The 14106-nt window shown below is 40.2% G+C and carries 12 protein-coding genes; 9 read left to right on the top strand and 3 right to left on the bottom strand.

Translation table 11 applies throughout. The annotated features are described in order from the left end of the window. Window positions 1–926: 926 nt before the first annotated feature. Both AB5627_RS04180 and AB5627_RS04175 read left to right on the top strand, forming a co-directional pair. The gene (locus AB5627_RS04180; RefSeq protein ID WP_117865378.1) at window positions 927–1160 is read left to right on the top strand and encodes a hypothetical protein; all 234 of its coding nucleotides are present in this window, start codon (window positions 927–929) and stop codon (window positions 1158–1160) included. A 381-nt stretch (window positions 1161–1541) separates the two neighbouring features. Beyond that, window positions 1542–2375 (top strand): hypothetical protein, encoded by an 834-nt coding sequence (locus AB5627_RS04175; RefSeq protein ID WP_022286819.1) that lies wholly within the window; start codon window positions 1542–1544, stop codon window positions 2373–2375. A gap of 109 nt (window positions 2376–2484) precedes the next feature. On the opposite strand, the gene AB5627_RS04170 is transcribed toward AB5627_RS04175, so the two are convergent. Next, complete coding sequence (locus AB5627_RS04170) at window positions 2485–2694, bottom strand: hypothetical protein (protein WP_022286818.1); 210 nt, start codon at window positions 2692–2694, stop codon at window positions 2485–2487. A gap of 506 nt (window positions 2695–3200) precedes the next feature. On the opposite strand from AB5627_RS04170, the gene AB5627_RS04165 reads away from it, so the two are divergent. From AB5627_RS04165 to AB5627_RS04150, 4 genes are all read left to right on the top strand, one after another. Further along, window positions 3201–3617 (top strand): hypothetical protein, encoded by a 417-nt coding sequence (locus tag AB5627_RS04165; RefSeq protein ID WP_022286817.1) that lies wholly within the window; start codon window positions 3201–3203, stop codon window positions 3615–3617. Between the two features lie 217 nt (window positions 3618–3834). Further along, window positions 3835–4521 (top strand): metallophosphoesterase, encoded by a 687-nt coding sequence (locus AB5627_RS04160; RefSeq protein ID WP_022286816.1) that lies wholly within the window; start codon window positions 3835–3837, stop codon window positions 4519–4521. Between the two features lie 191 nt (window positions 4522–4712). Further along, window positions 4713–6194, top strand: a complete 1482-nt coding sequence (locus tag AB5627_RS04155) for an impB/MucB/SamB family protein (protein WP_022286815.1) — start codon at window positions 4713–4715, stop codon at window positions 6192–6194. A 15-nt stretch (window positions 6195–6209) separates the two neighbouring features. Beyond that, window positions 6210–6635: a hypothetical protein gene (locus AB5627_RS04150; protein ID WP_022286814.1), complete on the top strand. Its 426-nt coding sequence runs from the start codon at window positions 6210–6212 to the stop codon at window positions 6633–6635. A gap of 155 nt (window positions 6636–6790) precedes the next feature. On the opposite strand, the gene AB5627_RS04145 is transcribed toward AB5627_RS04150, so the two are convergent. Then, window positions 6791–7225, bottom strand: coding sequence for a hypothetical protein (locus AB5627_RS04145; RefSeq protein WP_117923222.1), 435 nt, complete (start codon window positions 7223–7225; stop codon window positions 6791–6793). A 168-nt stretch (window positions 7226–7393) separates the two neighbouring features. Here AB5627_RS04145 and AB5627_RS04140 point away from each other — a divergent pair, with 168 nt between their 5' ends. Together AB5627_RS04140 and AB5627_RS04135 are read left to right on the top strand one after the other, a co-directional pair. Then, window positions 7394–7522, top strand: a complete 129-nt coding sequence (locus AB5627_RS04140; protein ID WP_022287748.1) for a hypothetical protein — start codon at window positions 7394–7396, stop codon at window positions 7520–7522. 31 nt (window positions 7523–7553) lie between these two features. Beyond that, window positions 7554–8882, top strand: coding sequence for an NYN domain-containing protein (locus tag AB5627_RS04135; protein ID WP_117923221.1), 1329 nt, complete (start codon window positions 7554–7556; stop codon window positions 8880–8882). Window positions 8883–9203: 321 nt separating this feature from the next. On the opposite strand, the gene AB5627_RS04130 is transcribed toward AB5627_RS04135, so the two are convergent. Beyond that, window positions 9204–11123 carry a cellulase family glycosylhydrolase gene (locus AB5627_RS04130; protein WP_333635184.1) on the bottom strand — a complete coding sequence of 640 codons (1920 nt, stop codon included), beginning with the start codon at window positions 11121–11123 and terminating at the stop codon, window positions 9204–9206. Window positions 11124–11712: 589 nt separating this feature from the next. Between AB5627_RS04130 and AB5627_RS04125 the strand changes: the two genes are divergently transcribed. After that, window positions 11713–13890 (top strand): transglutaminase domain-containing protein, encoded by a 2178-nt coding sequence (locus AB5627_RS04125; RefSeq protein ID WP_022287754.1) that lies wholly within the window; start codon window positions 11713–11715, stop codon window positions 13888–13890. The last annotated feature ends 216 nt before the right edge of the window (window positions 13891–14106 follow it).

Raw genomic sequence — 14106 nt, 5'->3', positions numbered from 1 at the left:
TATTTTGTTTTATAACAAGAATAAGTAAACATACTGAGTATATATGATCAAATAAAACTGAGCCACTTATCCTTATTACTTATTTATTTGCTTACTTATTACAGTTTTATGTTTATATAAATGAAAATTTGTTGCTTTCTAATGCATTATCTTTAAAACTTCTTGAGCTATTGCTTTTTTAAGGCAAACGTGATATAGAAAATAAACAACTATTATTTGCATTAAAACGATATATCTTCTTTATTTTGAATATATAATATGTCATTTATTTTCTTATCTTATAAGTTGAACAAATATATCAAGTAATACAATTTTATTTATAATTATAAACAGTGTTATGGTGATCTGTCGTGGTGCTGCTTGTATCCTTTTCTGGGAAATATATATGCTTTCTTTTTTTGCTATGTCAAAAAGATTTTGCAAGAATTCTTGGCTATCTTCAAATATCACTTTTTTGTGTCTTTTTAATTAATTCTCTTTTTGTTATATTCCAGAAATCTGTATACTGTATTATGGCGGTGGTGTTGACAAAAACGAAAAATATGGTATAATGAATGCAGGAAGTGAAGCAATGTATAGAAAAACCAGAGCAGGCTATATTGAGCCTATGCCGAAGAAACAGACGCTTACCTGAAAAGTAAGAATGCTGAGGCTATTACTTACAATGACAAGACCATATTGCTTAAACAAAATCCAGGCAGAGCCAGTGTTTTTGAAGAACTTATCCACGCAACACAATATCGCAACGGAGAAAATGACGGAAGTTATGTTTCAAGACTTAATTGCGAGATCAAGGCACAGAAAAAGCTTTTACGAAACAACAAAGCTTATAAGTTGACAGAAACTGAGGTCGAACAAACAAAAATTGCTTTGCAACAGTATGAAAGTGAATTAAAGGCATATAATGAAAAAAGGAGGCGACTGATATGTTTAAAGTTCTTGATGTATTTAAAATCGGCGATATGTTGTCTGTTACTTTGGACGGCAAGTGTGAAATGCTCAAAAATGGTACGAAGTTGTACGATAAGAGTGGCAGGACATATGAAGTCGTTTCAGTAGCAATGACAAGATACAATGACCCGTCAGATATTGCAAAAAGTACAACTGTGCTGTTGAAAGCTTGCGATATCGAAACAGGTTCGGAACTCTTTATCGCATAAAAAGAAACGGCATAAATAATTTTACCGCTTGACTAAGGTCGGGCGGTATTTTTATACCCAAACATCGGAACCAAGCACCTTAACGGGTGCTTTTTTCATACACAAACTAGCCATAAGGGACTCTATCGACAATGGCATAGATCTTCATTGTCACAAAAAATGTTCCGCTAGGTCAGATGCTATGAATATAACAGAAATTCACGAAAGGTGAGAATGAAATCCACTGCCCCACAAATATCAACTATTTAGCTAAATATCAAACCATAGCAAAAATAAGAACAAATTAGTAAAGTATATCTAATAGTATTGTATTTTATACCGTCTTGTAGTATAATGTATATATGACAAAAGCCGTAAACCAACTAAAACCAGGACAAACATATGAAGAAAATACTTATTACTATTTGTGTGGCAGTGGGCGTATATTTTGCATTTAGCAATACAATTGATGAATTTCTGTATCCAGAGAAAAGACCGGGATTGAATACATACGACACATACACCACAACAACACAGCAGACCACTACCGCAGTTACTCAGCAAACACCCATAGTCACTGATGAGGACGGATATGAGCCTCGTGACGACCGAAAGCCTGACTATGTTCAGCCTGCAGACCCCACATGGTCGAAAAGGACTTTTAACTGGACGAGCTATGACAAACGATATACCTTTGAAATATCAATGAATATTCAGGACGATATGTATGAATATTATCATAGTCTTTTGAGATACTCATATGTGAAAGATTATCATAACTATGTAAGTGACGACAATAATCATAAGCTCGTAAAACAGCTTGCAGATGAAATAAAAAGCCTTTGCGACCAATGCGGTTATGGCGAATCTGAGACTATAAGAGAAACTGCAAATTTCGTGCAGAGCATAGAGTATGTTGACGACATGACCTCAACGGGATATACTGATTTTCCTAAATATCCTCTGGAAACGCTTTATGACCAGTGCGGTGATTGTGAGGACTCGTCCATACTTTTGGGAGCTTTGCTCAAAGAGCTTGGCTATGGCTGCATTTTTATCGAGCTTCCTGAACACGTTGCAATAGGAGTAAAGGCGACAGACGATGCCCCCGGCACGTACTATGATTACAATGGAAGCCATTATCTTTACATAGAAACTACCAATTCCGGCTGGGATATCGGAACGCTTCCTGATGATTTCAACGAGGAAAAAGCTAAGATATACGATGTGTGGTAAAATTTCAAAAGTCCACAGATGCGATCAATGTGATCGGGTCTGTGGGCTTTTTTTTATTATATTGTACATCAGAGATTTATCTAATTACAAAATGAATACCTTGTATCTGCTATTTTCTATCCTTAAAGAAATCCGCCCATTGGGGATTTTCTTTATCAAAAATCTGTTTCTGCTCTTTTGTTAATTTATAAGGATAATCATGGAACATATTAAATTCAGTGGTTTTGTCAAAGCTAAATATCCACACTCCGATAACTGTAGGGTCATCTTTCCACCAAATAGTATCGGTTTCTTTGTTTTTGTACCATATGTTTGGCACTGCACTTGACCTCTTTTCATAAATCACATTCTCTTGCAATTTCAGTACATTCAATTTCAAGCTGAATTATCAAGTCTTAGATTATCAACGCTGAAATACGTGGCTTCAAAAATTCAAATGTCATATTTATTTTGGCAAACTATTTTTTCTATCCTGCAACAATGACTCTTATTATCATCATAACTGATCCCCACTTCTTGTCGATTTTTTTTGCTTTTATTATATCATTTTTCTGTAGCAAAAACAAGGTGCAAAAAAAGTTTATTGTATGAGAAATACACTATCAAATATCTCGCAAAAAAATATAAGGAAAAAAGAATATATCATAATTGTGCCGAATTGGTTCGGTAAACTGTACTAAGTGGGTGCTATAATATATATAGAAGCTTGAAAAGGGAATAAAATCAAAAAACACACCACAGACCATTTTGGAACAGTAAACAGAACCTTAAAGGTGCTATAATAAGCACATAAGGTCAAGACAGAGTTGATACGGAGGTAAGGCTATGAAAAAGAACACAAAGATTTTTAACACAGAGGTCATTGAGAGAATGGCATTGTCAGATAACATTCCGCCATTTGACGAGCAAAGAAAGGGTACACAGGTCATCATGATCGAGGAGGGCAAAAAGACGGTGATATATGATGATTATTCTATGTACTGTGACGCTGACGCAAGAAAGTGGAGAGTAGAGGCCTACAACAGGACGGACGGCAGAAAGCTTGACAGATTGTGTATGTGCGGGGGCGTTTATCCTAACAAAAACGATTGGAAAGCCGAGCGTGAGTGCCTTGATATGAAAGGCGACGGCATAGACGGCTGTGTTTCAGCCTTTGTGTATAACAGTATCACCCCTGAAACAAGCGAGAAAGGAGATATTTTTTTCAAGATAATTTCAAATACTATAATTCGTGTGGCATAGCTGATTGACAGGGATATATTCCCTGTGATACAATATAATTATAGAGATAATTGTTATAGGAGGGCAAACTATGGCAGAAAAGGAAAATATAAAAGATAAGCTTGAAAACCTGAAAAAATGCTCGACCTAGTTATGCGTAAGGTCAAAACAAGATCTGAGGACATGGAAAAACTGATAGCTAAATACGACCAAACTAATGATACAAAAGGAGAAAAGCATGAAAATATACTGCATGAGTGATATCCACGGCTGTTATTCAGCACTTTGCGACGCTTTGGAGCTTGTCATTGACCACCTTGACGAGCCTGACATAAAGCTTATCTTTCTGGGAGATTATATCCACGGCGGCGAGGACAATATAGCTGTGCTTAAAAAGATTATGGGCTTGCAGAATACATATGGCCATAACAAGGTGGTGGCGCTTCTTGGCAATCACGAGGAAATGGTGATGAGCGGTTTTTCTTCGGTGAATGAAATGCTTGGCAGCGGCGAATATGATGACGCTGATGACTCGTATAGATATTGGTTTGAACGTCTGCCGAGATATCACGTTGAGGGCAACACTATCTTTGTCCACGCAGGCATTGACGAGGATTCGGGCAATGCTTGGGAATACTGCACCGAGGATTATATTTTTACAGAGCAGTATCCCCACAGGCTTGGCAAGATACACGGACTTGACAAAAAGGTGGTGGCAGGGCATGTCCATACCAACACGATTTCAGGCGATCGCAGATTTAACGATATCTACTATGACGGAGCGAGTCACTACTACATTGACGGAGATGTGCTCAGCACAGGAGATATAAATGTTCTTATGGTAGACACTGACACTGATAAGTATTATAAGGTAACAGAGAATTACAATATTCCTATTGAGCCTTATGACAGTGAAGCTTGGTAGACTATTGTATGCCGTCTTAAAACCCAATATAACACTAACGTCCCCAAGTTTTCCTCGGGGACGTTTTTTTACTTTGTCAACTGCCATGAAAAGAGTTAATTAAAAATTCAGAACTTTTGTTCGATTTTCTATTGTAAAACATAAAGTTTCGTGGTATACTATTATACATAAAGGAAAAAGGCGGTGATGCTATGGAAAAGACCTATGTTGCAATAGACCTGAAATCTTTTTATGCTTCGGTGGAGTGCGTGGAAAGACAGCTTGACCCGCTGAATACAAATCTCGTGGTGGCTGATGAGAGCCGAACGGAGAAAACTATATGTCTTGCAGTGTCACCGTCACTGAAAAGCTTTGGTATTTCAGGCAGGGCAAGGCTTTTTGAGGTCATTCAGCGTGTGGAGCAGGTCAATAAGGAGCGTTTGCAGAAAGCTCCTAAAAGACAGTTTGCAAAGAAAAGCTATATCTATTCGGAGCTATCCGACCCTGCCTGCGAGCTTGATTATATCGTGGCAACTCCGCAAATGGCGAAATATTTGGCTGTGAGCGCAAAAATATACGGGATTTATCTGAAATATGTGTCACCAGAGGATATTTTCGCCTATTCTATCGACGAGGTCTTTATTGACGCAACGGGCTATCTCGGGCTTTATAACGTTGACGGACGTGGCTTTGCACAAATGCTCATTTTGGACGTGCTGAAAACTACAGGTATAACCGCCACAGCAGGCGTTGGAACGAATATGTATCTGTGCAAGGTGGCAATGGATATTGTGGCAAAGCATATCCCTGCGGATAAAAACGGCGTCCGTATCGCAGAGCTGAACGAACAGCTTTACAAAGAAACGCTGTGGGGGCATACCCCTATCACGGACTTTTGGCGTGTGGGCGCAGGCACAGCAAGCCGCCTTGAAAAGCTTGGTATTTACACCATGGGGGATATCTCACGCTGGTCGCTGGACCATTATCTTATAGGGAAGCTTTACAAGGTTTTCGGCAAAAATACCGAGCTTCTTATCGACCACGCATGGGGTATCGAGCCTACCGCCATACCTGACGTGAAGTCATACCGCCCCTCAAACAACAGCATTTCCTCTGGGCAGGTCTTGCAAGAGCCGTGTAATTATGAGCGCACAAGGCTTATTCTGTGGGAAATGGCGGATATGCTGTCCCTTGATCTTGTGGATAAGGGCGTTGTGACAAATCAGATCGTTCTCACTGTGGGGTATGATAAAGAAAGCTTGGCGGACGGTCACTATACGGGCGAGGTGGTTTGCGACCACTATGGCAGGAAGATACCAAAGCACGCCCATGGCACTCAAAATCTAGGCAGGCACACTTCCTCGACCAGAAAAATAATAGACGCAACCATGGCTCTTTTTGACAGGATCATCGACAAGACTTTGCTTGCAAGACGGCTTAATCTGACCGCCTGTAATGTCATAAGAGAAGAGGATATCCCCGAAGTTGAGAGCTATGAGCAGATAAGCTTGTTTGATATGGCGGAAGCGGCAAATGCTGATAACAACGCAGAAGAAAAAGAAAGGGCATTGCAGGAAGCAATGCTCTTGATAAAGCACAAATATGGGAAAAATGCCATTTTAAAAGGCACGAACTATACCGAGGGAGCTACGGCAAGAGAGCGCAACCGCAGTATAGGCGGTCACAAGGCATGAAAGGTGGGGCTTACAATGTACGACAATTATTATGATATAAAGCAGTTTTCACGTCCGCACTATGACGACCATCCGCAAATGTCTATATCAGACAGGGCAGCGCAGTTCAGCCCTTTTGCAGCTTTGACAGGCTATGACGCTGCTGTTGATGAAACCGCAAGATACACCGAAATCAGGGAGGAGCTGACCGAGGACGAGGTAAACAAGCTCAATGACGATCTCAACCGCCTGCTTGATATGCTTGATGAACGCCCTGAGATAAGGGTGACATATTTTGTCCCCGATAAGAGAAAAAGTGGTGGCAGTTATCAGACCAAGACAGGCATAGTGAGAATTTATGACAGCTATACTAATGAGCTTGTTTTTATGGACAAGACTAGGATAGCTGTGGAGGATATGTGTTTGGTGGAGTTTGTGGAGGAGAGAGGGGAAATACAGTAGAATAAACCTTATTTGCTGATTTTTTTGAATTCAGATGTTTGCCGTAATGTTTTTGCGTTTTTTTTGTGGTTATGCGGAATAAGAAACGGATAGCCGTCTGATGAGGACGGTCTATCCGTGTTTGAGTGTATTCGGTTACTAAGATAAGTCATAATTTAAGTTTTTCGTCTATTCCTTATTGAATAGATAATTGTTATAGTTAATGTACACAAAATTAAAATATGTAAAATGGTATGATATACATCAGGTATGTATTTGCCTTCTACATCAATCCAGTGAATTGTTTTTGAGAAATATTTAATTTTACCATCTAATGATCCCATAAATCCACTGTTAAAAATAGTATACCACTCGTGACACATAAGTTGTATAACAAGCCACATTGACATCCACCCGATAACAATGTATTTTCCAATATTTTCTTTTACAAGAAACAGTATTATTGTAATCAAATAAATCAAAAAGCATATACCATCTTCTTTATATGACCTTGTAACTAAACATTTGTTTCCAAAATACAAACCTGTCATATCAAGGAAAAACCATAATAATAATACAATCTGTGCAACAATACAATATCTTTTCCTCATTTACACAACCTCTTCAAATTCCGATTTAGCGAGAAAACCGTATTACATCTCACTTATACTCATTATACCAAACTGCCCCGAAAAAGTCAATCTGCAAACAAATAGCGTTGCAATATACCGCCAGTTGTGCTATAATCAGGATATAGAGCAGAGCGGAGGTGAATCGCAATGGATAACAAAAACGAAGAATTAGTAAACTGTGTATTATACAAGAAAATCAAACGGGTGGAGAGCGCAGAAATCTCTATCAGCAAGACCATGATAAAATCGGCTCAACAGGATAATGACGGCAATTGAAGATCATATTAAATGAATAGGAGGGTTTTACTTGACCGTTGATACAAAAGAGGTAGTTACTACTATAGCCTATATGATAGGCGTCCGAATGTCAGCTCTGACCGTGAGTTACGGTGAATGTTCCGAACTTATCGAGAAGCTCCAAGCCGACAAAGACGCTACTACCATACGATATTTATGTAAGCTGCGAACCGTACTGATGCAGAAATTCAAAAAGACCGATGATCTGATGCGGTTTCAGCTCAAAAATTTGCATAACATAGAATGGTACGATACGGATAATATCAAACAGCTTGAAAAATGGGGATTTACCATTATCCAAGCGAATTGCCGTTCAGAGAAGTATATGCAGGATTTCACAAGGCTCATTAATGAAAATATCGACAAGTGCTCTCATCTGTTTTACGATTGGCTGAATTGGGAGTATATCCGAGATCTGTTCTTTGTTCCGAAATACAACAAGAACGGTGTCATGAAGCAGGAGTTCACCAAGTACATGGCGAACATCGAGCATTATCCATTTCAAATGTATATTCACTGGCAACCTGCCGAAGTCGGGAGCATCATCTATTCCGACCGTAAGTTTTTGAAGATCATCTACGGTCAGCATAATGACAGCTTCACCGATTATACGAAATATCGGGACGCAGATGATGAAACACGAAACAATATCTATAATTTTATCGACAGCACCGAGAAAACAGCTATAGCTGTCGATTGTGAGAACTCTGATCCATACAAGCTTTATAGTGTTCTGAAAGGCTTGAATCAGGAGGAACTTGCTAAGATCGAGAAGATCACGCTATATGACGATCCGAACACTACCGCAGGCTGGGATTGGCTCTCTAAATTCACTCAGATACCCGTTGAACATATAGAGATCGACCGAGTGACAGACAGAAAGTCACTGGTCGATGTGCGAATGACCGCAAGCGTAGTCACGGACTTCTACCGTGACGGGATAACATCTTTTATTATTGTGTCAAGTGATTCGGACTTTTGGGGACTTATCGAGAGCCTGCCAAAAGCAAAGTTTCTAGTTATGTACGAATACGAGAAGTGTGGAACGGCGATCAAAAATGCCCTTGCACAGCACGGCATTTATTATTGTGCCATTGATGATTTCTGCACCGCAGGCACGGAGGAGTTGAAACGTGCTGTACTCTTTGCAGAGCTTGAAAAGCATTTGCCCTCACTCATTGGAGAGAACCCTCTGGAGCTTACTCACAAGATATACGAAGCCACAAAAGTGACCGCTACCATGAAAGAAATGGAGAACTTTTGCAATAGATATGTCAAGACATTGCGTCTGAAGGTGAACTCCGAAGGGAAATTCGTGATAGAGATCCAAACAATCTAAGAAAAACTCGCATGGCTTTCTATCAATATCATTAAGCTAATAAAATCAAGAAATAAAATTGCGTGAAAATATCTAAGCCCCACGGTGTATTTAAGGTCATCAGAAGAAAAAAGATTTTCAGATAAATTTGTAGCAATTACTTCATAACTGTCATCTGATATTTTAAAGCGAACGATTCGTACAGGCAACTCATAAATAACAGAAGGCTCTGATTATTTGCTTTTTGAAGGAAGAAAAACAAAGGTACAGTTAAAACTTTTTTGCATAAAAAAAGACTTCATACCGCTGTGAAACAGTATGAAGTCTGAAAAAAATCTTAGATCACCAGCAGTAGCATACAGAGTAGATCGTTACTGTGCCGTTTGCTGCACCTGCATGGATCTGATCCAGCTTTCCGCCGAAATCGGAAGTGCCGAATGCTGACTTGCAGTTGTTGTAAGAATACTTTGCGTAGTAGTGTCCGTTTGCTGTGCCTGTTTCGCTTGGTGAAACCTTTGCCCACTCTGCTCCGCCTGACCAGCTCTGAAGAACAAATTCTACCTGATTCTGTGTTCCTGAGTATTCAACGTAGAAGTAGCCGTTTGACTGAATGTCATATGCGTTGAAGCTTCCGCCATTCTTTGAAGTCATTGCTGAAACAGCCTGACCCCATGCTGAAGCAGTTGAAGAACCCCAGAAGATCGATTTGTAATTGCTGCCTGAGCTGCTTGAAGAAGATGAAGATGAGGAAGAACCTGATGTTGATTCAAGATACCAAAGCTGGCACTTTCCGCCCCAGTAGCTCCACTGGTTAATGTTTGCTCCGTCAGCTGTGTTCTGTTCGTAAACGTCAAGGCATGAGTAGCAGTCTGAGATCTTTGTCTTGATAGCATAAGCGTCGCCGATCTTTACAAGCTGGAATTTCTGACAGTCACCGCCGTGATACTGCCACTGGTTGATGTTAGCACCATTGTCCCTGCTCCAGTTGTATACGTCAAGACAGCTTTTGTAATTTGATGCACCTGTGTAAATAGTGTAATAGCCGTTTCCGTCGCTTACAAGCTTGAATTTCTGATTGTTTCCGCCTGTACCTCTGTACTGCTGAACGTTTGTGCCATTGTCAGCTTTTGCCTTGTATACGTCAAGATACTTGCCGCTGAGTGCGCTCTTGATGTAATATGTTCCGTCAAGTCCGAGAACTCCGCCGTTGGAATCTGTTGAAGTTCCTGAAGAAGAACCGCCGGAAGAGCTTCCTGAACCGCTGTAAACTGAGCAGATCTTAGAAGTTGCCTTAATTCCGTTTGAGCCGTTGATAAGTGTATTTCCCCATGAAGAAAGGCTTGAGCCGTCCCATGAGTTTGCAATGTCGAGGTAGCTCATGTCAGAGTTGTTGCCCTTCCATGACCAGCCAAGATAGCCTACGCCCTTGCTTGTGCAGTAGCTCATGATAGTAGCCTCATCAACGTCGCCGTTTGTGTGCTGACCGCCGAACTCGCCGATAACAACAGGCACACCGATGTTGAGTGCGTTATCAATGTTGTTTCTTACAGTTGACGCGTTTCCGCCTGCGTATTCATACATATGAATGGAGAATACGGTGTTCTTCTGTGAGTCTGCGTTGAAAACAGACTTACCGTAATCCTTGATGCTGTCAGGATACTGTCCCCAGCCTGCACAGTCTACCATAAGCATATTTGTAATGCCTGCGTTTCTTACAGATCGGATAGCAGACTTGTAGCCGTCAGCCCATGCGCTTCCGTTCCATGTGCCGTACCACTCGTTTGCGATGTTTACGATAACATATTTCTCAGTACCGCTGAGAACGTTCTTCATTTCCTTCCAGTAGTCAACGCACTTGTTAAGATCATAAGTGCTGTCGCTGCCTGTTGCGTCATGTACTTCGAGAATGCATATCAGCTTGTTTGATTTGCACCAGCTGATGATGTTCTTTACTTCCTGTGCGCTTGTTTTTGTGTACTTTGAGCCGTTTGCAAGTACGACTCTTACGGTATTTGCGCCGTTGTTTGCAGCGCCCTTGATAGAAGTTTCAGTCTTCTCTGTGTACCATGCATGAGCAATGTTCACGCCACGCATAACGAACTTGTTTCCGCTAGCGTCATAGATACTAGTACCGCTTACATAAAATCCTGATGCCGCCTCTGCGGTCGGTGTTGTCATAAAACCGAAGCAGGTTATTACGGCAAACATTACAGCAACAAAAGTCTGTAATGCCTTTGCAGAAAAAGTTTTGTTCTGTACCATAAAAAGCTCCTCTTATACAATTATTTTTTAAATACCGGTATTCTAAGGCAGCACTGCATTATCCTCGTGCGTTGCTGCCTTAACTCTGTCAACGTAAAACATTATATTATTAAAAGTAAAATAAGTCAACTTAAATATTTAAGTAAAACGTTTACACAAATAATTTTCGTATTTTAGCACAATTTTTCGTAGATTAATTGAACAATATGACTAAATTTTATCGCATATACAGTATAATATGTTGTATGTGTACAAAACTCTGCTTTTAAATTTCAGAAAATTAAGAAACTTTTTGAAACAAAAATCTGTATATACGCTGCGTTGAACATATATACCGATATAAAATTTCCTTTATATTGATTCTATCAAGCCGTCAGAATATATCTTTTTTTGTTCTCGTACAAATTCAGAGATCATAATCAGACCTCCTTATTCTTGTGTGGTATCACCGTATTTTACATCCTCCACTTCACGATCTAACTGAATGTCATGAGGCTTTCTATTTGTTGTATTTTATCTTGACATTGTCACATCTTTGTGATAAAATTAGTAATATGTGAGAAATTATAGTGGAAAGGAAAAAAATAATATGAAGTTATTTAAGCGGACGCTTACGACGGCAGTGGCAGTGTGTCTTGCACTGCAAAGTGCAGTGGTATGCTTTGGAGCTGAGGCAGAGGAGCAAATTCCTGCTGGCGGAGAGGAAGTCGGTCTTTATACGTCGGAAAACGATGAAGCCATTCAGTTGACTGAGGATATGTATAACAGTTGGTATGAAGGCGATCAGACGTATGACGGCACGGAAAAGACGCTTTATGGCTATTCTCTTATGGACAGCAACAACTATTACCAGCTCACTGAGGACGAGGACTATGTTGTTACTTATGAGAACAACATAAACGTAGGTACAGCGACGGCTACTTTCACTGGTATAGGTAATTACACAGGAAGCTTTACAAAGAATTTTAATATCGTGCCAACTGATATTTACCGTGCGGATATTGACTGCGAGTATGAGCAGAGCTACTGTGCCGGTAAACCTGTTCAGCCAAAACCTAATGTTACATACAATGATATTGTGCTTGCTGAGGGCGTTGACTATGAAATCGAATATGAGGACGACTGTGGCGAGCTGGGCTGGCATTATGCTTATATTAAAGGTATCGGCAACTTTAATGGAACCGATTCCTTTGAGTATAGCGTTGTAGAGTCTGAAATATCCAGCGAGAATATTTCTGTGGATACTAGCTGCACCTACACGGGCTACGCTCAAACTCCTGCACCTGTTGTTACAGTTAGTGGTGCGGTGCTAAGACGTGGCATTGATTATAATGTATCATATACAAACAATGTGAATGCCGGAACAGGCTATATGACCATAGAAGGAATGAACGGCTATACAGGATATGTGACAGTGCCTTTCACTATCAGCCCGAAAGCTGTTTCTGAGGTCGAGATACTAAAGATAGCTGATGTGGATTATACCGGCAAAGCTGTCAGACCGAGCCTTTTTGTCAAGGCGGACGGAAATATGATCAAGAGTTCTGACTATACTGTAACATATTACAATAACATAAATGTAGGCACAGCGACCGCTGTTGTTACTCTTGGCGGAAACTACGAAAGCAGGTACCCTGTTTCGACAACATTCAAGATCGTTCTTGGAAAGCCAACGGGATTTAAGGCTACCGCTGACTCTACCACTTCTGTAAAGCTTAGCTGGAATAAGATCGGCAATTGCAAATACAGGGTTTATCGCTATGATCCAAAGAAAAAGACCTACAAGCGTCTGACGGTCACGAGTTCCACAAGCTATACTGACAAGAAGCTTTCAGAGGCAACGAGTTATACTTATGCCGTAAAGCTTGAATACAACTCTAAGACCGGCCCTTATATAACAGTAAAAGGCAACACAAAGTTATCTGCTCCGAAAATGACTGTAAAGGCTTATAATAAGAAAGTCACAATAAGCTGGAAGAAGAACACAAAGGCTGATGGATATCAGATATACTGGTGCAAGGGCGATGAGTGGACTATCCCACATAACGATTACTATAGTATGCCAAAGGATTGCTATAACGATTATGTTCAGCTCAAGAAGATAACAAAGAACAGCACGACCTCTTATACAAAATCAGACCTTTCAGGTTCAAAGAATTATCACTTCAAAATGAGGGCTTATAAGATCATAAACGGAAAGGTGGTTTACAGTAGCTGGACGGGTATCCAATGCAAGATAAACACTGTTTCAAGACTTAATGCGGCAACAAAGAAGAGCCACAGCACTTATAAGATCTACAACGTTCAGGGCAAGAAAACAAAAACCTCGACGCACACTCTTACAGCAGAGGAGAAGAAGATACTTAAAAACTTTGCCTCAAAGCATTTCAAGAAAGATTGGTCGGCGGCAAAGAAGATCGAATATACTGCGGACTGGATAAGAAAGAATTTGAAATATGGCAGGATACCGACAGGCTCGCATAGCAAGAATATCTTTGTTTACAAAGAAGGTCAATGTTCTGATTACAATGGCGCACTGGTGGAAATGATGGTTTATCTCGGATATGACGCAAACCTTGTTATGGGCAACCGCAAGGGCGGAGGACAGCACTTCTGGGGCGAGATAAAGATAGACGGAGTGACTTATCTGCTGGAAGTCGGAGAAAAGGTCTATGACAGCCCACAATGGAATTACAAGTGGCAGTTTATGTGTCTTAAATATTCTGAGGCTGACGGTGGTTACAAGAAAAACGGAAAGCTATACTAAAACAAAATGCTCTGCGGAGAGTGTGATTCCGCAGAGCATTTTGTTTCGCTTTAATAAATTTGCGATACCTAATAAACCATTATTGCTTCTTCGCTGGTTTTTTTCTGACTGATAATGAAGAATATGTTGTAATGGTTCAAAATAGAACGATAATGAGAAAGGAAAGAGTAAATGTTTTTTGGGGATAAGCATAAAACGATCACCTGCTATTATGAA

It is taken from the genome of Ruminococcus sp. RTP21198st1_G1_RTP21198_201120 (genome assembly GCF_040924265.1).
In the GTDB taxonomy this organism is placed as follows: domain Bacteria; phylum Bacillota; class Clostridia; order Oscillospirales; family Ruminococcaceae; genus Hominimerdicola; species Hominimerdicola aceti.
Note: the sequence above shows the minus strand (reverse complement) of the source record. Positions and strands in the feature narration are given on the sequence as shown.